Source organism: SAR324 cluster bacterium (assembly GCA_015232315.1).
GTDB lineage: Bacteria > SAR324 > SAR324 > SAR324 > NAC60-12 > JADFZZ01.
This window is the reverse complement of sequence record JADFZZ010000035.1, coordinates 1-19883: the sequence shown is the minus strand read 5'-3', so window position 1 is coordinate 19883 and position 19883 is coordinate 1. Positions and strand designations below refer to the sequence as shown.

At 45.8% G+C, this 19883-nt stretch carries 18 protein-coding genes; 11 read left to right on the top strand and 7 right to left on the bottom strand.

Annotated elements, in window-relative coordinates:
• Positions 1-6 precede the first annotated feature (6 nt).
• From HQM11_17765 to HQM11_17745, 5 genes are all read right to left on the bottom strand, one after another.
• Positions 7-537, bottom strand: a complete 531-nt coding sequence (locus tag HQM11_17765; GenBank protein ID MBF0352885.1) for a cytochrome c — start codon at positions 535-537, stop codon at positions 7-9.
• Positions 538-754: 217 nt separating this feature from the next.
• Positions 755-1150 (bottom strand): hypothetical protein, encoded by a 396-nt coding sequence (locus HQM11_17760; protein MBF0352884.1) that lies wholly within the window; start codon positions 1148-1150, stop codon positions 755-757.
• A 112-nt stretch (positions 1151-1262) separates the two neighbouring features.
• Complete coding sequence (locus HQM11_17755; GenBank protein ID MBF0352883.1) at positions 1263-2237, bottom strand: hypothetical protein; 975 nt, start codon at positions 2235-2237, stop codon at positions 1263-1265.
• Between the two features lie 33 nt (positions 2238-2270).
• Positions 2271-2741, bottom strand: coding sequence for a DUF4442 domain-containing protein (locus HQM11_17750; GenBank protein MBF0352882.1), 471 nt, complete (start codon positions 2739-2741; stop codon positions 2271-2273).
• A gap of 138 nt (positions 2742-2879) precedes the next feature.
• The gene (locus HQM11_17745) at positions 2880-3683 is read right to left on the bottom strand and encodes a formylglycine-generating enzyme family protein (protein ID MBF0352881.1); all 804 of its coding nucleotides are present in this window, start codon (positions 3681-3683) and stop codon (positions 2880-2882) included.
• 183 nt (positions 3684-3866) lie between these two features.
• Between HQM11_17745 and HQM11_17740 the strand changes: the two genes are divergently transcribed.
• The 11 genes from HQM11_17740 to HQM11_17690 all read left to right on the top strand — a co-directional run bounded on the left by HQM11_17740 (position 3867) and on the right by HQM11_17690 (position 16737).
• Positions 3867-5732, top strand: a complete 1866-nt coding sequence (locus tag HQM11_17740; protein ID MBF0352880.1) for a hypothetical protein — start codon at positions 3867-3869, stop codon at positions 5730-5732.
• A complete protein-coding gene (locus HQM11_17735) occupies positions 5729-7147 on the top strand; it encodes a GAF domain-containing protein (GenBank protein MBF0352879.1) in 1419 nt (472 codons plus the stop codon). Before HQM11_17740 ends, HQM11_17735 begins: the two co-directional genes overlap by 4 nt.
• A gap of 8 nt (positions 7148-7155) precedes the next feature.
• Positions 7156-8181 (top strand): hypothetical protein, encoded by a 1026-nt coding sequence (locus HQM11_17730; GenBank protein ID MBF0352878.1) that lies wholly within the window; start codon positions 7156-7158, stop codon positions 8179-8181.
• Positions 8182-8192: 11 nt separating this feature from the next.
• On the top strand, positions 8193-9704 hold the full coding sequence (pelF, locus tag HQM11_17725; protein ID MBF0352877.1) for a GT4 family glycosyltransferase PelF: 1512 nt from the start codon (positions 8193-8195) through the stop codon (positions 9702-9704).
• Between the two features lie 14 nt (positions 9705-9718).
• Positions 9719-11071, top strand: coding sequence for an exopolysaccharide Pel transporter PelG (pelG, locus tag HQM11_17720; protein ID MBF0352876.1), 1353 nt, complete (start codon positions 9719-9721; stop codon positions 11069-11071).
• 148 nt (positions 11072-11219) lie between these two features.
• The gene (locus tag HQM11_17715) at positions 11220-12017 is read left to right on the top strand and encodes a hypothetical protein (GenBank protein MBF0352875.1); all 798 of its coding nucleotides are present in this window, start codon (positions 11220-11222) and stop codon (positions 12015-12017) included.
• A 176-nt stretch (positions 12018-12193) separates the two neighbouring features.
• On the top strand, positions 12194-13405 hold the full coding sequence (locus HQM11_17710) for an acyl-CoA dehydrogenase family protein (GenBank protein MBF0352874.1): 1212 nt from the start codon (positions 12194-12196) through the stop codon (positions 13403-13405).
• A gap of 22 nt (positions 13406-13427) precedes the next feature.
• Positions 13428-14498 (top strand): phosphotransferase family protein, encoded by a 1071-nt coding sequence (locus tag HQM11_17705; protein ID MBF0352873.1) that lies wholly within the window; start codon positions 13428-13430, stop codon positions 14496-14498.
• Between the two features lie 8 nt (positions 14499-14506).
• The gene (locus HQM11_17700; protein ID MBF0352872.1) at positions 14507-15214 is read left to right on the top strand and encodes a histidine phosphatase family protein; all 708 of its coding nucleotides are present in this window, start codon (positions 14507-14509) and stop codon (positions 15212-15214) included.
• A gap of 17 nt (positions 15215-15231) precedes the next feature.
• A complete protein-coding gene (locus tag HQM11_17695; GenBank protein ID MBF0352871.1) occupies positions 15232-15999 on the top strand; it encodes an SDR family oxidoreductase in 768 nt (255 codons plus the stop codon).
• Positions 16000-16062: 63 nt separating this feature from the next.
• Positions 16063-16737 (top strand): 7-carboxy-7-deazaguanine synthase QueE, encoded by a 675-nt coding sequence (locus tag HQM11_17690; GenBank protein MBF0352870.1) that lies wholly within the window; start codon positions 16063-16065, stop codon positions 16735-16737.
• A 66-nt stretch (positions 16738-16803) separates the two neighbouring features.
• On the opposite strand, the gene HQM11_17685 is transcribed toward HQM11_17690, so the two are convergent.
• Both HQM11_17685 and HQM11_17680 read right to left on the bottom strand, forming a co-directional pair.
• A complete protein-coding gene (locus HQM11_17685; GenBank protein ID MBF0352869.1) occupies positions 16804-17418 on the bottom strand; it encodes a hypothetical protein in 615 nt (204 codons plus the stop codon).
• A gap of 286 nt (positions 17419-17704) precedes the next feature.
• Complete coding sequence (locus HQM11_17680) at positions 17705-19690, bottom strand: Ig-like domain-containing protein (GenBank protein ID MBF0352868.1); 1986 nt, start codon at positions 19688-19690, stop codon at positions 17705-17707.
• Positions 19691-19883 lie beyond the last annotated feature (193 nt).

The following is a 19883-nucleotide window of genomic DNA, read 5'->3' as shown; positions in this document are numbered from 1 at the left end:
TATCAATCAATGGGTGCGCATGGCATGTCGCATTTTGATTTCGTCAGACCATAACGATTTAAAATACTGGATTGTAGAGACAATCTCGTCATCGGTCAATTTCCCTTCAAATCCACGCATGGGGGAATCACTGGCAATAGACCCTTTCTTCACGATCTCAAATAAGGTTTCGTTGGGATGATGCCATGCGTGCCCCTTGCCATTGAGAGCTGGTGCCAGGTATCCACCTTCCGGCTTTTCTCCCCCCATAGGTTGGTTGGGATTCTCACCTCTGGCTCCCGGACCATGACAGCTTACACAATTTTGCGTGAACAGTTGCTCTCCCTGTTCAATCTGCGTGGAGGTCGGTGGATCAGACAAAGATGCTGGTGTTTTTTGATATAAATAGACACCCGCACCAGCCAGAGTTATAACCACCAGACCGACCCACAATGCCAGGGGTTCTTTCTTTTTACGTGGTTTGTGTTCCATTTTATGTACGGGTTCATTTATTGTTTCCGGTTTGTGTATTGTTTTATGTTTTTGTTTTTTTGCCATACATAGTTTCTTGCAAGAGTGAACAATAGTTATGTGAATTTGTCGTCAATCCTGATGGCTTACTACAGCAATGCGGCACATAGGCGGCATTATCCTCAATATTCCGGTCTGTGGAACGATACCAAAGTATAATTATTATGTTGATTGCGATTGAAGATAATGACCTTTTGACAGACTCCGGGCATACGAATCCGGAATTCATATCAGAAGTGTCTTTTCATATTTGAAGGGATGTTTTCTGATGGAACAACGTGGGGGGCGATAGTTGGCGCAAGTTGCGCGGCTTCACCGCAAGTGTGAAATTTCCGGGGATAGCCAAAGACAGGCTGAGTAAGGTGAGGATGAACAGGACCTGCAAGATCTTGTCAAAATCAGGAAGTCGACCGGTGAATTCAACAGCGTGTTGTTCCGGGCAACATTCTTTCATCATGGGGGATGGGTGTGTATTTTCAACAGGGGGAAGGTGTTGATGCTGTTGTTGTTCGACAAACACCGGTGTGGAAGTGGTCAAATGTTTGTTCTGACAAACTGACAGAAGAATGATTCCAGACAACAGAACCCAAGCCATTCCAAGGGATAGCTTTCTTATCAAGGGTGGCTGGAAATAAAACATAACGCACCGGGAGAAGTTCAAGGGGTTTGTCAAATAAAAATTAAGACACTCTCTGCATAGCCCTTTTGATTTACAATGAAAAGCATTTTTTTTCCGGCAATGCCTGAAAACATCAAAAATGCCATTTTCCAGAAAGATGCCATTCATGCTCCAGGCCCCAGACATCGGATTCCTGACTATGCAGATATTTGTAGGTAAGCCAGTATTCCTGATTGGGGGTTGGATTGAAATGAGGTTCAATCTGCAACCAGGTTTCTGTGGTTTCCTGAATGGCATAACGGGTGTGATTGAGTTCCACCACAGAGGAGATTTGATAGCCCTTTTCTTCAAACCCGGTCCATTCGTATTCCCAGACCAGATCAAGCAAATGATTCAGTTGTTCCGGCAAGGGAATCGGGGGACTGACATTTTGTACAAGAATTCGTTCCCACGTATAGGACAGTTCAAAAAAATGATCCTGTACGGTCCAGTCTTTGGAAAAAATCACACTCAGATAATGATCGGAAGTGTTGTAATCCTCTTCATTGCGCAAATGATAGCGGGAGGCTTCCAGATCAAACAGAAATTTCCAGCTTTCCAGGTTTTTTTCACCGATCCAGGTGAACCGGTCATAGCGTGCAAAGCGGCGGCGGGTTCCAGAGGAATCATTCCAGGGCATCTGGTAAATCAGATTCCATTTCCATTTCCAGGATAATTGCTGATCCAGATAACTCAAATCAAGACCTGTTTCATCACTTTGATTTTCAAAAAACATATAAAGCTTTTGAGCCTCATCCCATTTTTTTTTAATCCCTGCCCTGACATTGGTAAAATCCCCAGTCATGCCTGAAGGACTTTCATAGGTCCAGTTGGAAAGTGTGAGGTGGCCCGAAAGCTGTGGGATCAATTCCAGCATACTTTCGACTACATTTTCAGTTTCAATCTGTCCGCCAAGCCGTTCTTCCCATGCGGTGGTGACGCGAAGGTAACCCGTATTATTTTCCGTAGTTTCCGCAAGCAAAGTGAGTCCTGACAGGGGCAGACAGAACAGGAACAGGAGGAAATCATAAAAAATGGTTTGGATGAATTTATTGCTGGAAAATTTCAAAATTATTCCTTTCTGAAGGTTATGTTCATGATGTTACTTTTTTTTCACATACAAGGTTTTGTGAACAATGGCGACCAAATTCTGCATTTCATCCCTGATTTCAAGGTTGAATTCCGGCAGCACTTTTCCCTGCTCCGCGGATTGGCGAATGTTGTTGAGTTCAGTCTCGCTCAATCTGAACTGAACCTGCATCCTGCCTGTACCGGGTTTGACAAATTCGATGGAGGCGGCTTTGTCCCAGACAATATAATCCTTTCCGAGATTCTGGATAACCATCAGCATGAGAAAAGGATCGGTCATGGCATAGAGACTTCCGCCAAAATGGGTGCCAACATAATTGCGATTATACCAGCGCAATTTCATGGATACATCAATGGCCCGGAAATCAGCCGAAATGGAATCAACTTTGATACCAGCTCCGACATAGGGCATGAAACTGTTGATGACCCAACGATACAGGGTTGTCTTGAAGGGACTTTTATCAATTAACTTTCTGGATTTCATGGGTTTTACTCACAGGAATGACAAAAGAATAAGTATTAAAAGTTTGCTCGTGCCCTACGTCTCGTGGGGCATGTTATCCATTTTGAACGATCCACAATGAACATGAAAATTGGTTATGTGGATAAATTTAAACAGGATTCAAGGCACTGATTTCGCACAACGGAATCCCAAATCTTCCACAGCATGATGTGGGCGTACAAATTCACGGATGTTGGGGGTGAGTCTGGCGGGTGAATCATTCCATCCGCCACCGCGTATCACTTTGGCCTCCCCTGACTCCGGCCCGGTGGGATTGTTTTCGGGAGAAGCCGCATAATAGTCTTCACTGAACCAGTCCGCAGTCCATTCCCACACATTGCCCAACAGATGAAACATCCCCAGAGAATTCGCTGATTTACTGCTCACCGGATGCGTGGACAGTTCCGCGTTGTCATAAAACCAGCTCAGCGATTCCAGTGCTTCAGGTGTCATGGGGAACTTCTGAAGAGCAAACGCTTTGGCTGCCGCATATTCCCATTCCGCTTCTGTCGGGAGACGTTTTCCCTGCGATTTGCAAAAGGCGTTGGCCGCAAACCACGATACATAAATGACAGGGAAATCTTCGGCTGGTGATAGGCGGGATCGGGGATCGTCCCAGTGAACCAGATAATTCGCATCCGCTTTGCCTGAAATAGTTCTGGCTTCAGGAATGCTCCATTCCGGATTTTTTTCGATAAATTTTCTGTAGTGAGCATTACTGACTTCCACACGATCCAGATAGTAAGCGTTCAGTCGTACCGGATGCTGAGGATAGTTGTGGATGGATTTCTGTTGGGTGAGATACCAGACCTGTTGAATTGGTCTGGATTCTGATTTTTCAGGTTTGGGACTACCCATCATAAACTCGCCGGATGGAATCAGCACCATGCGGTCCTCAGCGGCCCAGCCAGCCACTGTGATCATGAGGAATATTGTTGTAATAATTATTTTACTAACGGACACACTTGTCATTTGTTTAATCTTTATTTTTGCATTGGTAACTTCAGAAGCATCCAGATAGTATGCCTTTTAATTGATACGCTTACGACCTTCCGAATCGTTTACGATTCTTCTTCAGAGGAAATTGTGAATCACTGTAATTCTCGCATGAACACATATTTTGTCCGTGTCTGCATCTCATTGTTCCTTGTTGTGGGCATTGCTCCCAACGTCAATGCCGGACAAATGGTATTGCGTCATGTATTGGGTATATATGACAGCGGTGAGGACAAAACAAGGACAATTTTGAAAGCTCCTGATGGCACCCGGCAGGATGTTTTTCGGGAACCAAATCCTGTTCAGACTTTCTGGGCACTGATTCTGAATCACTATGGTTTTGTGCTCACGCAGTTGGACATTCAGCAGGATCCCCTGCCCGATCAGAAAAGCATGGCCGGGTATGCGCTGATCATCAGTTGGTTTCGTGATTTTGACGAAATGCCAGATCCGGAAGCCTATGTGAACTGGATGGAAGCTCAGGTTGAAGCAGGTAAAAAAATTCTTCTGATTGGACGTGCCGGATTCAGGCATGAACAGGATGATCCCGTGAAACAACAGAAATTGCTGGCACTGAAAAAACGATTGTACGCGCTCGTTGATCTGGATTATAGGGATGTCTATTTCCCTGCTGGTGGACGGGTTAAGATTCTGGAAGCGGATCCTCAGATGCTCAATTTTGAAAGAAAACTGGTTCCACCCTATCCTGATTATGAACAACTGATACCTTTCAATGATCAGGTCCGCACCTATCTCAAACTTGGCTATCTGCTGGATAATTCCAGTGAAAGCAGTGCTGTTTCCATAGCTCCCAAAGGTGGGTATGTCGCCACTGGATTTGCTGTTTATTCTGAAGTGGATCCGCCTTTCCGCAAGCAATGGCTCATCAATCCGTTTCTGTTCATCAAAACCCTGATGAAACCGGCTTATCCTGTGCCGGATGTCACGACATCCGCAGGAAAGCGGGTCGCTTTTTTTCATATTGACGGTGATGGTTTCAGGAATATCAGTGAAGTGGATTCAAACAAATATTCTGTGGAAGTGCTGATTGAAAAAATTCTGAAGCCGTATGACAAAATTCCCCTTGGTTTTTCCCTGATTGTGGGCGATCTGCATCCGGACTGGTGGGGAACACCGAAACTACAGGAATTGGCACGAACCATTTACAACATGCCGCATGTGGAGGCCGCCACGCATTTGTTGACACATCCGTTCAACTGGAAGGGTTCGCTGAGAACCTCCGCCTATTCACCGGAAGGAACCTGGCGCCTGGAACGTGAACTGGATGACGGCGTGGAATGGATGAATGAGCATCTGATGCCGCCCGGGAAAAAAGTGAAGATGGTTTACTGGAGTGGCAACACCACACCTCCTGAAGAAGCGTTTGCACGGGCCGAACGCCTGGGTCTCGATAATATCAATGGCGGCGATACCAAAAAGGATTATCAGTTTCCCTCTTACACCTCGGTCTCGGCGCTCATGAGAAACATGGGACATTACTGGCAGATCTTTACCGGGTCTTCCAATGAAAACCTGTATACCAAAAACTGGACCGATAATTTTTTCGGATTCCGGGCAGTGATCCAGACCTTTGAAAACACTGAAAAACCCCTGCGTGTCAAACCGGTCAACGTGTATTATCATCTATACATTGCCGACAAAGTGTCCTCGCTGGGGTCGCTCCAGGCCGTTTATGACTGGACTCAACAACAGTCGCTGAGTTACCTGTTTCCGTCAGAATACGCGCAAACTGTCCGGGGTTTTATCAGTACACGTATCGAGTTATCCAAACCTGGTGTGTTTTCGATTCATGAGCGGGGAACACTCAATAATTTCCGTCTGGATTCCGGCAGTGTGGATTTGTCCGGATCCATCGGTGTCCGCACCGTGAATCGAGTGAATGATAGCTGGTATGTGGATCTCGACCCCCATGTGACGGTGCCGCAAATCGCCATCAAGCAGGATAAAGATTTATGAAAGCGTTTTTTCAAAAATTTCCTGTGGCAAAAATTTATCTGGTGGAAATCCCCCTGTTTTTTCTGGCCTTTGAACTGGTGGAAATTTATCTCCACAGTCTCCACATGAGTCTTGGTGAATTGTCTCCGCATCCCTACTGGCTGGTGGTCATCAGTCTGGCGCTGATGTATGGTCCGGTGGCAGGCATTGTCACGGGAATCATTGCTGGGGGATTGACACTGAACTGGGCTGAGCTGAAAGACATTCAACCCATGGAACTGATGGTGCTGGCGTTTTCACCCTTTGCCTTTGTATCAGGTGGCGCTCTGCTTGGTTTTATCAACCGCCGGCAAAAAAACCTGATTTCTGATAATTTCAAGGATCTGGATTCACTTCATCAGCAGATTGAGGACATTGAAACCGACCGTCAGCGTTTGATTGAAGCCAACCTCAATCTGGAAAAAAAGGTGGTTTCCCGTGAAGATACCATCTTGACGCTCTATGAAGCTTCTAAAAGTCTGGGCAGTCTGCAGAAAGAACAGATCTTTCAGAAAATCCCTGTGTTGCTCAAGGAATATTTACGGGCACAGGCCTGTTCTTTTTATCTGCATCAGGAAGATCAATTGATGTTCATTTCACAAATCGGCTGGCATAGTTTGCAGGAATATCCGGATAACTACAATTCCAGCAGTCCGCTGTATCAACAACTCATACGCCAAATGCGAATTCTGATGCCGCAGGATTTGAGGGACATTGATAATTCTATCATGGTCTCGCCCCTCATTGATCAAAACAAACATCTGTATGGGATGATCAAAATTGAAAAACTGTCTTTTCTGGAACTGAATGCCTCGACAGCCAAAATGCTGGAGATCCTCGCCGACTGGATGATGCGGGCCATTGACAATGCCTGGCGTTTCAGTGTGAGTCAGGAACGACAGATCAGGGATCCACTCACGGAGACGTTTACCTATGCGTATTTCAAGGAACGTCTGCAACGTGAAATCAGGTTGACACAACGCTATAAGTTGAAGACTGCTCTGACCCTGGTGAAGATTGTCCGGTTTCAGGATATGACTGAAACCATTCAGAATACTGTTTTGAGTATTGTCGCGCGTATTCTGCTGTTTCAATTCCGTGATGAGGATCTGGTCGCACGTGTAGAGTTTGAGGATTATCAGTTTGCCATCATTCAACCGTATACAGAACATCAAGGTGCCAATGTCGCCATCATGCGCTGTCTCAGGGAATTGATCGGCTTTGAATTCAAACCATTTGAAGACAATGACTTTGAAGTCCTGCTCCTGGAATGGAATGTACTGGAAAGTCAGGATCAATCTTTATTCAACCACCCCCTGGTTTGGGAAATTCAGGGAACTGGTGCTGACCGATTCAATGACATGATTGCCAATATCGCAAAACAGGCTGGAAAATGAGATGTTTTTTGATGCTATTGGTTACAGGAATTCTGCAGGGCACAGGTTTATGGGTTCTACCTGAACCATGGAATCTGATTCAGGCACATCTGCTTCCGCCTTTGCTTCCGGGAATATTGGCCTGGCGGTGGAAACCTGTTCATTTCACAGATCGATTTTATCAATATTATCTGCTGATTGTTCCTTTCACCGGAGTGTTTGCCACAGTCGGTGCCTTGTGTACGGTCATTTTTTTAGGTAGAAGCAAACCGGGAAGCGTTGAGGAATATAAAAAAAATATTCTGGAAGTTAAAATCACAACCACAGACAAATTCAAATACAAACTGTCAGAAAATTTCTGGAAAGATGACAGCGATTATCAGGTTCTGCCGTTTGTGGATATCATGAAAGGCGACAATGTTCGCCTCAAGCAAAGTGTGGTGGATAAATTGATCCAGCATCCAGGTAAAATGTCCGTCAAACTGCTCAAGGGCGGACTCCTGGACCGTAATCCGGATATTCGGTATTATTCGGCAAGTGGACTGATCCAACTCAATGATATGTTTCAGAAAACTTTCGAGGATATTCGGAAAAAAATAAGTGAAGATCCTGAAAATCATGAACTGACCATGGAATTGGCAGAAATGCTGGATGAATATTATTTCTGGGAATTACCCGCGGCGGATGTGGCACACAATTTCAGGGAAGAAGCCGAACAAACCTATCGCAAATTTCTGAAGCATGTGCCCGGACATGAAGACGCCAGTTATAAACTCGGACGTCTGCTCCTGCGGAACAAACAGACACAAGACGCTCTGGAAGTATTGTTGGCGGGATACCAAAATAATCCACAATCGAATCTTCTTATTTCATGGATTGCGGAAGCCTATTTTGCCGCACGGCAATACGAGGAACTGCAATCTTTTGCCTTTTCCTGTGTCACTGAACAGGACGTGGAAGAATGGACTCCACAACTCCAGGATTCCCTCAATTTCTGGGCGTTTGAAAGCCAGATTCTGGAGGCGGATCAAGGCGCACATCTTCAATTGATTTAACAGGACATCGCATGCATACCGGGGAACAACCGCAATATGAAGCGGATATCTGTCTTATCCTTGAAGGAACATATCCTTATGTGCCCGGTGGTGTGAGCAGTTGGGTGCATTCCCTGATCAATGGACTGAAGGAGTTCACCTACAGCATTGTCCTGCTGTTGCCTGACAAACAGGAACGCAAACCCAAATACCCCATTCCAGCCAATGTGACAGGAATCCATGAAGTGTATCTTCAGGATCCCTCCCTGTTTGAAAAACCCCTGATGAAACAACCGCCTTCCCGTGAGGCCCTGTCCTCATCCTGGAATTTTCACATGAACATGCCGTTTGTCGTTGATTCGGACAATCCCACTCTGGGAAAGGATGAATTTGAACAAGTGGTGGCTCAATTTCATAAAAAAGAATGGAATATTCCCTCAGTATTTCATTCCAAGGCGGTATGGAACTCCATTGTACAACTGAATCACATCCGCAATCCTGAAGCCTCTTTTCTGGATTATTATTGGACCTGGAAATATCTCCATGCAGGAATCTTGACCACGATAGCGGCAGAAGTGCCCCTGTGCCGGATGTATCACACCGTTTCTACAGGCTATGCCGGCTTGCTGGCGGCCAGAGCAGGAATCCTCACGGGACGGCCAATGATTGTGACGGAACATGGGATCTACAGCAAGGAACGTAAAATCGAGATTTCGCGGGCCTCATGGATTTTTGAAAAATCCAAAAACAGATTCAATGCGGAACAGGAAATGGACACTTTCAAACAAATCTGGATTGATTCCTTCAGAGTGATGTCCCGTATGTGTTACGATCAGGCTGAACAGATCATCACACTGTTTACGGGAAATCAGCGTTTGCAGATGGATGACGGGGCGCCCGTGGAAAAACTGAAAGTGATTCCCAATGGTGTGGAATATTCAACAATGAGCCAATTGACCCCTGATCCTCAGACCCCCCCTGTGATCGGCTTTGTGGGCCGGGTGGTTCCAATCAAGGATGTAAAGACCTTTTTGAGAGCAATTGCTCTCGTTGTCCGGGTGATTCCTGAAATTCAGGTTTGGATCATGGGCCCCACAGAAGAAGATAAAAAATATTATGAAGAATGTGTACAACTGGCGAAAAGTCTGAAAATTGATCACCTTCTGACCTATACCGGGAACGTGGATCTGAAAAGATACTATCCCAAACTGAGTGTCATGGTGCTGACCAGTCTGAGTGAGGGACAACCCCTGGTGATCCTCGAAGCCCAATGTCTGGGAATTCCCTGTGTGGCCTCGGATGTGGGCGCCTGTCGGGAGTTGCTGGAAGGACGTGATGAAGACAAGTCACTGGGACCCGGAGGGATCATCACCGGCCTGGCGTCTCCAGACTCAACCGCCAGTGCTATCGTGTCGATCCTGCAGAAACCATCTCTGGCTAAAAGGCTGGGTGAGGCAGGCAAACAGAGGATGAAAGAGTATTATGACATGCCAATTTTTTACAATCATTACCGTAAAATTTACCTTTCCACTACCAACTCTTGAGTGAATGACAAACTATGGCAGGGATCGGGTTTGATCTAAAAAAATTACTGAATGAAGATTCCGCGCAATCCAAGGTTTCAGCGTTTTTCTACACTGCGCTGGTGACTTCAGGTCCCTGGTTGTTTGCCGTGATTTCGCTTTCTGTGATTTCTTCCTTTGGCAAGATCCTGACCAGTGAAAAAGTCATGATTGAGTTCATGGGCGTCGCGGTGTACGCGTTTGCGTTTTCCATGATTTTCACGTCTGGTTCCCAATGGGTGATCACCCGTTTGGTGTCAGACTGTCTGTATGGCGGTGAAGTGGAAAAAATCCCCGGTATTTTTTCAGCGACCATGCTGCTCACCCTCCTGTTGTGTCTGATCCCCGGGATTCCCGCGGTTTATTTGCTTCACCTGCCGTTATATTCCTCTATGTTGTGTCTGGCCCTGTTTGTTCTGTGTGGGCAGATGTGGATGACCATGCTGTTCATTTCCGCACTCAAGGAATATATGCGCATTGTCTGGGCGTTTCTGATCGGCTTTCTGGTGGCGATTCCGCTGTCACTGCATATTGGCGGAATTCTGGGCCGTGATGGCTTTCTAACCGGACTTTGTCTTGGCATCAGCATCATCGTGTTCATGCTGGTTCTCAGCATCCTGGTAGAATTCAACAGTTCCCTCAAACCCGACTGGAGTATTCTAAAAGCGCATTCACGCTACAAAATTCTTTTTTTTGCCAGTCTGGTCATGATTCTGGGATTATGGATCGACAAACTGATTTTCTGGTTCCATGAAGGTTTCAACACCCTCGGCTATCTCAAAGTGTTTCCAATCTATGATGGTTCCATGTTTATCGCCTATCTGACGGTTCTACCGGTCATGGCGTTTTTTGTGATGATCATTGAAACGGATTTTTATGACGGTTATCGCCGATTTTATTATCTGATTGACCGGAAAGTTCCCTACATGGTGTTGAAACATGCCCGGAATGACATGGTATTGAATCTGTTGAATAACGGGAAACGTGCCCTGATCTTTCAATTGGCGCTGACCTCAGGCCTGATTTTTTTATCACCTTGGCTGGTGCCCGTGTTTCATTTCAGTTGGGAGCAGTGGCCTGTCATGCGAATCGGTCTCGTCGCGGCGATATTGCACATGATGTTTTCCCTGCTCAATATTGTGCTGGCCTATTTTGACTGCCGCAAGGAACTGCTCTGGACAGGACTGGTTTATCTGATCGTGAATGTATTGGGAACCTTCTGGACACTTGATAATCCCTGGCTTTATGGTTATGGCTACCTGATGGCAGGACTGGCTGGCAGTCTGACAAGTTTCGGACTCGTGATGTTCCGGATTAAATATCTGATGTATTATACCTTTGTTCAATAAATCCAGACCCATCAAACGACAAAATGGGGTTGCTAACATTTTAGGCCACAAATTGTAGGGGCGAACCTGTGTGTTCGCCCACATCCCATGCAGACACACAGGTCTGCGCCTACAATACCAAAGAACAAAACCTATCGAATCAGGTCTGATGATGAAGAATAAATACCGCTTTCAAGCGATCTCTCCCGGGCCAATGCTACTGCTGTCAGCCTGCCTTTTTTTCAGGATGGCAACCCTTGAAGCCGCACCTGTCCCGGAAATTTCCTGGATGGCGCAAACCATGGCAACTCACATTAAACAACAATCAGAACAAATATCGGAACCCTTCACTGTGAGGCTTGAACCCCTTGCGCCAACTTCCTGGTATTGCGCGAAAGCCTCTGCCAATGAGCAGTATCTGGTCAGGATTCATGTTCTCCCGGATCTCCAGCAGGAATTCGCAAAGTCCAATCTTAAAGTGCGTTATGCTCCACAGCCTGATCCCGCAGAACTTCAGCCCACAAAACAGGGAACTCTGACCCTGGCCTATGAATTTCACGGGGATGTGTTGCGTTTCCGGTTGAGGTGGACTCCGGAAAAATCGTCCGGTGAGCAACTGCAACTGGGACCACTGGAAATGTCCGCAGTCAAAGCGGAGGACGAACTGAACACGATGGATTGCAAAATATCAATGATGGCAGGAACAGGAGCCTTAGGATTTGTGTTCACAGCAATGGCATTGCAGAGCAATACCCTGTCCTTCAGAGCCGATAACAAGGCATCCCGGACCGGGTATCAAAGTCAGGCCTTGTTCAGCTCCCTGCTGGCAGTCACTTTTTATGGACTGACCGGCTTGATTTATCACCATCCCCCATACTGGACCCAGGATGATTATTTTTCAGAAAAATGGACTGCTGTAAACTATGAACCCTCAGACGTTCCTGTGATTGGTGAATGGAAATGGTGAAATGATAAAAACATTCATTTAACTATGCTTCAAATTGATGACTTGTCATGAAAACCCTTCATTTGACTAATCCCTCATACCGTTTTAGTGTTGTCCTCATCCGGGATCAAGGTTCACTTCCAAAGAACAAGGGGTTGACTCACCTTGACCTTTAACCTTCAAATTTGAGGAAATGTATGGATTTTGGACATTCAGAACGAGCCAGTGAATACATCAAGAAAATGACCTCATTCATGAAAGAATGGGTACTTCCTAACGAAAAAACCTACTTTGAACAATTGTATGCCGGAGAAAGTCCCTGGATACAACCTGCCATCATGGAGGAACTCAAGGAACGCGCCCGGGATGCCGGACTCTGGAATCTGTTTTTACCTGAAGAAGAATATGGCCCGGGGCTGAGTAATGTGGAATACGCCCCGCTGGCGGAAATCACCGGCCACTCTCTGATTTCTCCTGAAATATTTAATTGTAACGCACCCGATACCGGGAACATGGAAGTGCTGGTGAAGTATGGTTCTGAAGCCCAGAAAGAACAATGGCTCAAACCCTTACTGGAAGGCAAAATTCGCTCAGCATTTTGTATGACGGAACCTGGAGTTGCTTCGTCAGATGCCACCAATATGCAGGCAACGGCAAGAATTGAAGGCAATGAAGTGGTGTGTGATGGCCGGAAATGGTGGAGCACCGGGATTGGACATCCAAACTGTAAAATTCTGATATTCATGGGCTTGAGCAATCCGGACGCACCCGCGCATTCCAGACATTCCATGATTCTGGTTCCCAAAGACGCACCTGGTGTCAAAATAGAACGGATGTTGCCGGTATTTGGCGAAGTACATCCTCCTTTTGGTCATGGCGAAGTTAGTTTCACCAATGTCAGGGTTCCTGTAGAAAACATCATCGCAGGACCGGGGCGTGGATTTGAGATCGCTCAGGGCCGACTTGGACCAGGGCGAATTCATCATTGCATGCGAGCTATTGGTACCGCTGAAAAAGCGCTGGAACTGCTTTGCAAACGTGGTGTATCAAGAACCGCCTTCAAAAAGAATCTGATTGACCTGGGGGGAAATCGAGACCTTGTGGCAAACGCCCGCATGGCCATAGATCAGGCCCGATTGCTGACGCTCAAAGCGGCATGGATGATTGATACGGTTGGCACAAAAAGAGCCATGAGTGAAATTTCACAGATCAAGGTCGTCGCACCGAATGTTGCTCAGATGATTCTGGATCAGGCCATGCAGATTCATGGTGGGGCCGGTATGACGGATGATTTTCCTCTGGCCTCTCTGTTTGCCGGTATCCGAACTCTACGGCTGGCTGATGGCCCCGATGAGGTCCATCGTCATTTGATCGCTAAAATTGAACTGGCAAAATATATTCCCCGATAACCCTTCAACAGGAGCTCAAACCATGAATGAGACACTGAACGATCAGGCCGTTTCAATTCGGGAAGGTGAAGAACTGGATCTTGAAAAAATTGACAACTGGCTGAATCAGCAAGTGGAAGGACTTCAAGGACAATTGACAATCAAACAGTTTCCCGGTGGTGCGTCCAATCTGACGTATCTTCTCAAATATGATAATCGGGAAATGGTGTTGCGCAGACCGCCCTTTGGAAAAAAGGCCAAATCCGCCCATGACATGAAACGGGAATATTCTGTAATGAACACCCTGAAAAAATATTATCCCTGTGTGCCCGGAATGATTGGTTTATGTGAAGATCAAGAAATCATGGGAAGTGATTTTTATGTCATGGAACGTATCAATGGAATTATTCTCAGAAAAGATTGGCCTGCCGAACTGGAGTTTTCACAGGCTCAGGTGCGTCAGCTTTGTCTCAAGGTGCTGGATAAACTGATTGAACTGCACAAATTAAATCCAGTCGAAACAGGGCTGGATAGTCTGGGTCGTGGAGACGGATACATTGATCGGCAGATCAGTGGCTGGAGTCAGCGTTATATCAATGCCAGAACCGAAGATGTTCCCGATTATAAACAGGTCATGCAATGGCTGGATGAGCATAAACCCGCTGAGGTACGCCAATGTGTGATTCATAATGATTTCAGGTTTGATAATGTGATCCTCAATCCTGACAATCCGATGGCTGTGATTGGTGTGCTGGATTGGGAAATGACTACGATTGGTGATCCGTTGATGGATCTCGGCAACAGTCTGGCTTATTGGGTTCAGGCCGATGATGACAAGGCTTATCACAACCTCAGACTTCAACCGACTCATTTGCCCGGAATGCTGACACGCAGAGAAGTGGTGGACTATTATTGCCAGCAAATGGGATTTAATATCAGCAATTTCCTCTTTTATGAAATATATGGATTGTTTCGTCTGGCCGTGATCGCGCAACAGATCTATTATCGGTTTTTTCATGGTCAAACCAAAGACAACCGGTTTCAATCCTTTGGTCAGGTTGTTAATTATTTTGAAAAACGATGTCTGCGATTGATTGAGCAGGCTGGTCACTGAGAGTTTTTATGAGTGTTTTATATTTGATCCGGCATGGTCAGGCCTCTTTTGGACAGCCTGATTATGACAAACTTTCAGAAACGGGATTATGGCAAGCTCGTGAATTAGGCCGACACTTGTCAGAAAAAGCCATGAAGGCGGACACGGTTTTTTCAGGAACCATGAAACGACAGTCCGGGACAGCCCGTGAATTGGGTGCCGAATTTCTCAAAAAAGGACTGTTCTGGCCTGATGTGCAGGAAAATTCCCTCTTGAATGAATTTGATCATCGGAAAGTGGTCCAGTGTTACCTGAACAATGATTCTGAAAAAAGGGCCGAATGGGAAGCAATTTTGAGTGATCCCCAGGGTTCAACTTCGCAACGTTTTGAAACTGCTTTTGGAAAAGCGTTGGAACGCTGGGCCTCTGGTGAATTCGACGCTGATTATCCCGAATCATGGCAAACTTTCAGGGAACGGTGCCGAACCGCGTTGACTACCATGATGGATAATTCAGGATCATCCAAAAATATTCTGGCCTTCACCTCTGGCGGTGTGATCAGTGTGATGTGCGGCTTGTTATTGAATATTTCCGCCACGGAAACTTTTAAAATGAATCAGGTTATTGTGAATTCGTCGGTCACCGCTGTGAAATTTGGCAGAGACCGAGTCAGTTTATGGTATTTCAACAATTTTTCTCATCTGGAACATCACCCTGAACGGGTGACCTACCGATAATCACAGGAGCTGAAACTATGAAAAAAAATCCGTTTGATCTGACAGGTAAAATCGCACTGGTTACGGGAGGAAGCCGTGGCATTGGAGAAGCCATTGTTCATTTGCTGGCTTCACAGGGTGCGCATGTGATTGTCTCCAGCAGAAAACTGGATGGATGCCAGAAAGTTGTTGATGATATTATCAAAGACGGTGGAACCGCAGAAGCATTGCCGTGTCACATTGGGGAAATGGAGCAGATCCAGCAGGTGTTTCAGACGATCAGCGCAAAGCATGGAAAACTGGATATTCTGGTCAATAATGCTGCCGCTAATCCGTATTTCGGACACATTCTGGACACACCGATTGATGCGTTTCAAAAAACACTTGAAGTGAATATCCGCGGATATTTTTACATGTCTGTTGAAGCCGCCAAACTGATGAAATCAGGCAAAGGCGGGAGCATTCTGAATATTGCGTCCATCAATGGTGTGATTCCGGGTGATATGCAGGGCATCTATTCCATTTCCAAGGCCGCCATTCTTTCCATGACCAAAGCTTTTGCCAAGGATTGTGCGGCGTTCAACATCAGAGTCAACGCCATCCTGCCGGGTTTGACCGATACAAAATTTGCGTCCGCACTGGTTCAGAATGAGGCCATCCTCAAACAGGTCATGCCCCATATTCCGATGCGCAGAGTTGCCCTACCTGAAGAAATGGCTGGTGCCGCCCTGTATCTTGTGTCCGATGCCGCATCCTATACCACTGGAACCTGGCTCAATGTGGATGGCGGATTTTTGCTGGTGTGACTATAAATGTGAATTGCCAAGATACTAAATCAACGAGGAAAATTGATAGCCAAAGACGCCAAAATGAAAATCTGTCAAATCATTCCCAACACGTTGCAAGGGGAAGGAAAATATCTGGGGGAACCCTCTTCCTTTTTCCGGATGTCCCTGTGCAATCTGCAATGTGCCTTTTGTGACACAGAATATTCCTGGAACACACAATTCAAAGATCAATGGATTTCCTATGACATGGGACAATTGATTAAAATGATTCCAGAAAATTCGGGCTGGATGGGATGTGTGATCTCAGGAGGTGAGCCTCTGCTTTGGCAAAACAATGATGATTTTCTGGATTTTTTAGCAATCTGCGTCAGGCGTTATAGACGTGTGACACTGGAAACCAATGCGACTATTTTGCCCAATGAACACATGAAAAAAATGCGGATCATTTACTCCTGCTCTCCCAAGTTATCAAATTCAGGTGAACGACAGGATCGGAGGATCAAAGAAGAGGTTCTGTTCTATATGAATGTTAACGAAAACGCCTATTTCAAGTTTGTCGTCAACAACGAAGCCGATGTCCATGAAATATTGAAGGATTATTCGTTTTTGGACAGGCACAAGATCTGGTTGATGCCTGAAGGTAAAAACGCAGATGAAGTGATTCACAATTCGTTTGTAGTATCCCGCCTGAGTATCTCCCTGGGGTTCAATTACACCCCTCGAATTCACATGACTCTGAACCTGGATTCAGAATAAAAAAAGGCGTTAACCTCCATCAAGATTAACGCCTTCAAGCAGTTGGATGCAATTGTTCAAATGATGTTACATGCCCATAAAGCCAAGGAAACCTGAAGCTTTACCGACCATGCTACCACCACCCGTCAGAATTGGCCCAAGTGAGCTGAACATTCCACCGAAATTACCTGGCAAGTAACTGCCGACTTTGGACATCAGATTACCAGCGCCTGTAGTCGCGTTGCCTATGGTTTCACAATTGATGTTGAGACCTTTTCCTCCAGCCACCATTGATAAATCGGAATCACTCAATTCTCCATTTGGATCATTGGGCAGAACAATATTCAGGATATCCGAGGTGTTTTCATGCACAATGATGTTTTGTGGTGGTTCAACTCCAAGAACTTCACGGATCGCAGAGGATGCATCACTCAGCAGTCTGCTTTTATAGTCAGCGTCAGTCAAGGCTCGTTTGGTCACTTTTCCAATCACCGGATCATTATCCAGATTCACCAGCGCGGCCTGTTCTGAACTCAACAAAACATAATGCGCGGTATCTGTAGTGTCATTGAATACACGAACATCCATCTTGCCAAAATCATATCCCATTTCACTGAAAGTGGCCTTGGGGTTTTCAATCAAACGGGATTTGAAACTGCTGTCTGACCAACTTTTTTGAATGATTGCATCATACTTTTCCATGGTGTTTCCTTTAATGAGGGTGGTTGAATATTTGCTGGTGCGAGATCGTTGTGATCTGAAACAAACCTAATCAATTCTAAGTTGAGACGCAGCACTCTTGTTGGCATCCGGATGGATAAATTTGCGAAAAAAACGTATTGAAAGTGGATATGATTTAATATTATGTAATAATTACAATATGTTGATATGGAGATGATGGGTAGTTTAAATTTTTTGAATTGGCGTTAAAAGCTCATAACAACGTGAACAGTATATGATCCACATCAGCTTCAACAGACAAACGCTGTCATTTCAAGCCACAGCTTTCACCAAAAAATTCAACATTTTCCAGATCATCATTCATCCAGTCAGTCCCTTTTTGAACCCCCAGGATGTAATCATAAGCCTGTTGACCGTTCTTGAGCCAGAATACATTCTCCAGACTGGAAAATGAGGAATTCCCTTCCAGATCCCGGTTTTTACTTTCCTCGCTTTTTTTGTAAACCCTGATCTTGCAATTTAGCGGAGCGCACCATTTCAGGGAACTGGCGTTTTTGCCAAACGAACTGCTGGCAAAGGTTGTAAGGGCTGAGGCGTTGACTTTGGTCGCGGAATAGTTTTGCAACACCATTTTTCCACCAAAAGAATCATGTTCATAAAGTTCAAGCCAGGCCGTTCGGCCTGTGCCTTTTCCACAAGAGCGATTTCCTGAAACATAGCCTTCTGTCGTTGAGGCCCATTCCATAAATTTCATTCCTGCCTGTTCATCGCCGGGATAACGATTGCCCGTATTGTCATGACCTGTTCCATAAATGAGCAATTGTCCATTGTCGGTGACATAGGAGGTTCCAGAGGCCTTGAAATTACAGTAGCCATTGTTGGTATAAAAATCTCCACCACAATTCATGTGCCGATATTGCCCATCGGTGAGTTTGATGATTCCAGTGTCACTGCTGGAATCATTATCGGTCATATCAACCTGATACAGATAAATTTCATCCTTGCCGGTACCAATGGCATTGTTGTTATCAAACACCATCAGGAATGTCTTGCCATCGCATTGAGACAGCAGATTGAAATTCTGTTTTTTCTTCCAAACACCCTCACCCCCGGAAACAAAATTGGGATCTCCATTTTTCCAACTCCAATAGGGGGCTGTCAACCATTCGCCTTCAAGGTCTGTTCCTTTGGACTTCAGGAAAATCACTCTTCCATCATCATTGGGAAGTCCCATCATGGCAAGGTAACGGCCATCTTTCATACGAGTGATTCCTCCTCCCAGGCCATTCAATGTGGGATCAGTCCAGAGGGTTTTTGCCAGTCTTGGATGGTAAGGATCGCCAAGATCCCACAAATGCAGGACATTTTGAGGAACCGTGTCATAGCAGGCAACCGTAGAACCCCCTGTGAGTGGCGGATGCGCATGCGGACCGCACCAGTTGTCAGCGGGGATCAGTGCGTATTTACCGATCGTCTGCAATCCGCTTGGATGATTATAGGGTGCGCCGACCATCCCTCGTTTGGAATAGGTAGGAACAAATCCCCCCCAATACACTGCCGCGTCGTCCTTTTCAGGACCTTCAGATTGACCCAATGCTCCTGTTGTTCCATTATGTCTGTGTTTCCATAGAACCAGATCTCCGTCATAATCCAGACTCAGGGCTCCCACAAAATAGGCGAATTGATTGTCTGCGGAATGAACTCTGCCAAAGCCCTGAAAATGGTGAAAGGAAGTGGGTTCCAGTTCGTCTTCTGTCATTTGCAGTCTGACGGTATAAGGCACTCCCTCTTTATCATCCGGCAATCCGAGAAACGCGCGTTTCACATCGGCCAGACAATAGTTATCTGTCACCCCGGGTTTGCTGTAAGGTGACACTTTGGGAATTCTTTCCTGAGGATTTGCCACGGTGGTGAACGAACTGGTGTGCTTTGACGCCATGTAATTGCCGGCTTCATCCATCACGCCTGTGGTGACAATCACAGAATATTGCGTAGAAAACTCCAGAGCGGAGTTTAATGTGATCACAACGGAGGGGGCCGCCTCGTTATAACTGAGCGAAGCTGGCACCTGACTTGTGCCACGCATCAAGCGGATTGTGTTAGTGTTCAACGAATCAACATCCATGGACTCACTGAACCTTACAAGAATCGTGTCTGTGAAAATATCAATGGATGCATTGCTGGCAGGTTCTATGGCGGTTACTGTTGGCCGTGTTGTGTCATCCCCACCACCCACAGCATAAATCAATGTGGGAATCAAAAGACACGCCATCCATAAGTATAATCGTTTCATAATCATCTCCCCTGTTTGGTTAATCAAATATACGCGTCTTGTTTATATCAACTCTGAAAAACTTTGCGAGCTGTGCAGGTGATTTGAATATGTTGTAGAACAGGAATACACTGGATTTTGCGTTATTTTCCCCCAAAAAGAACCTTTTGATGCGAGAATCCTATGTCCAATTATGAAATCAAGATCCAGATAG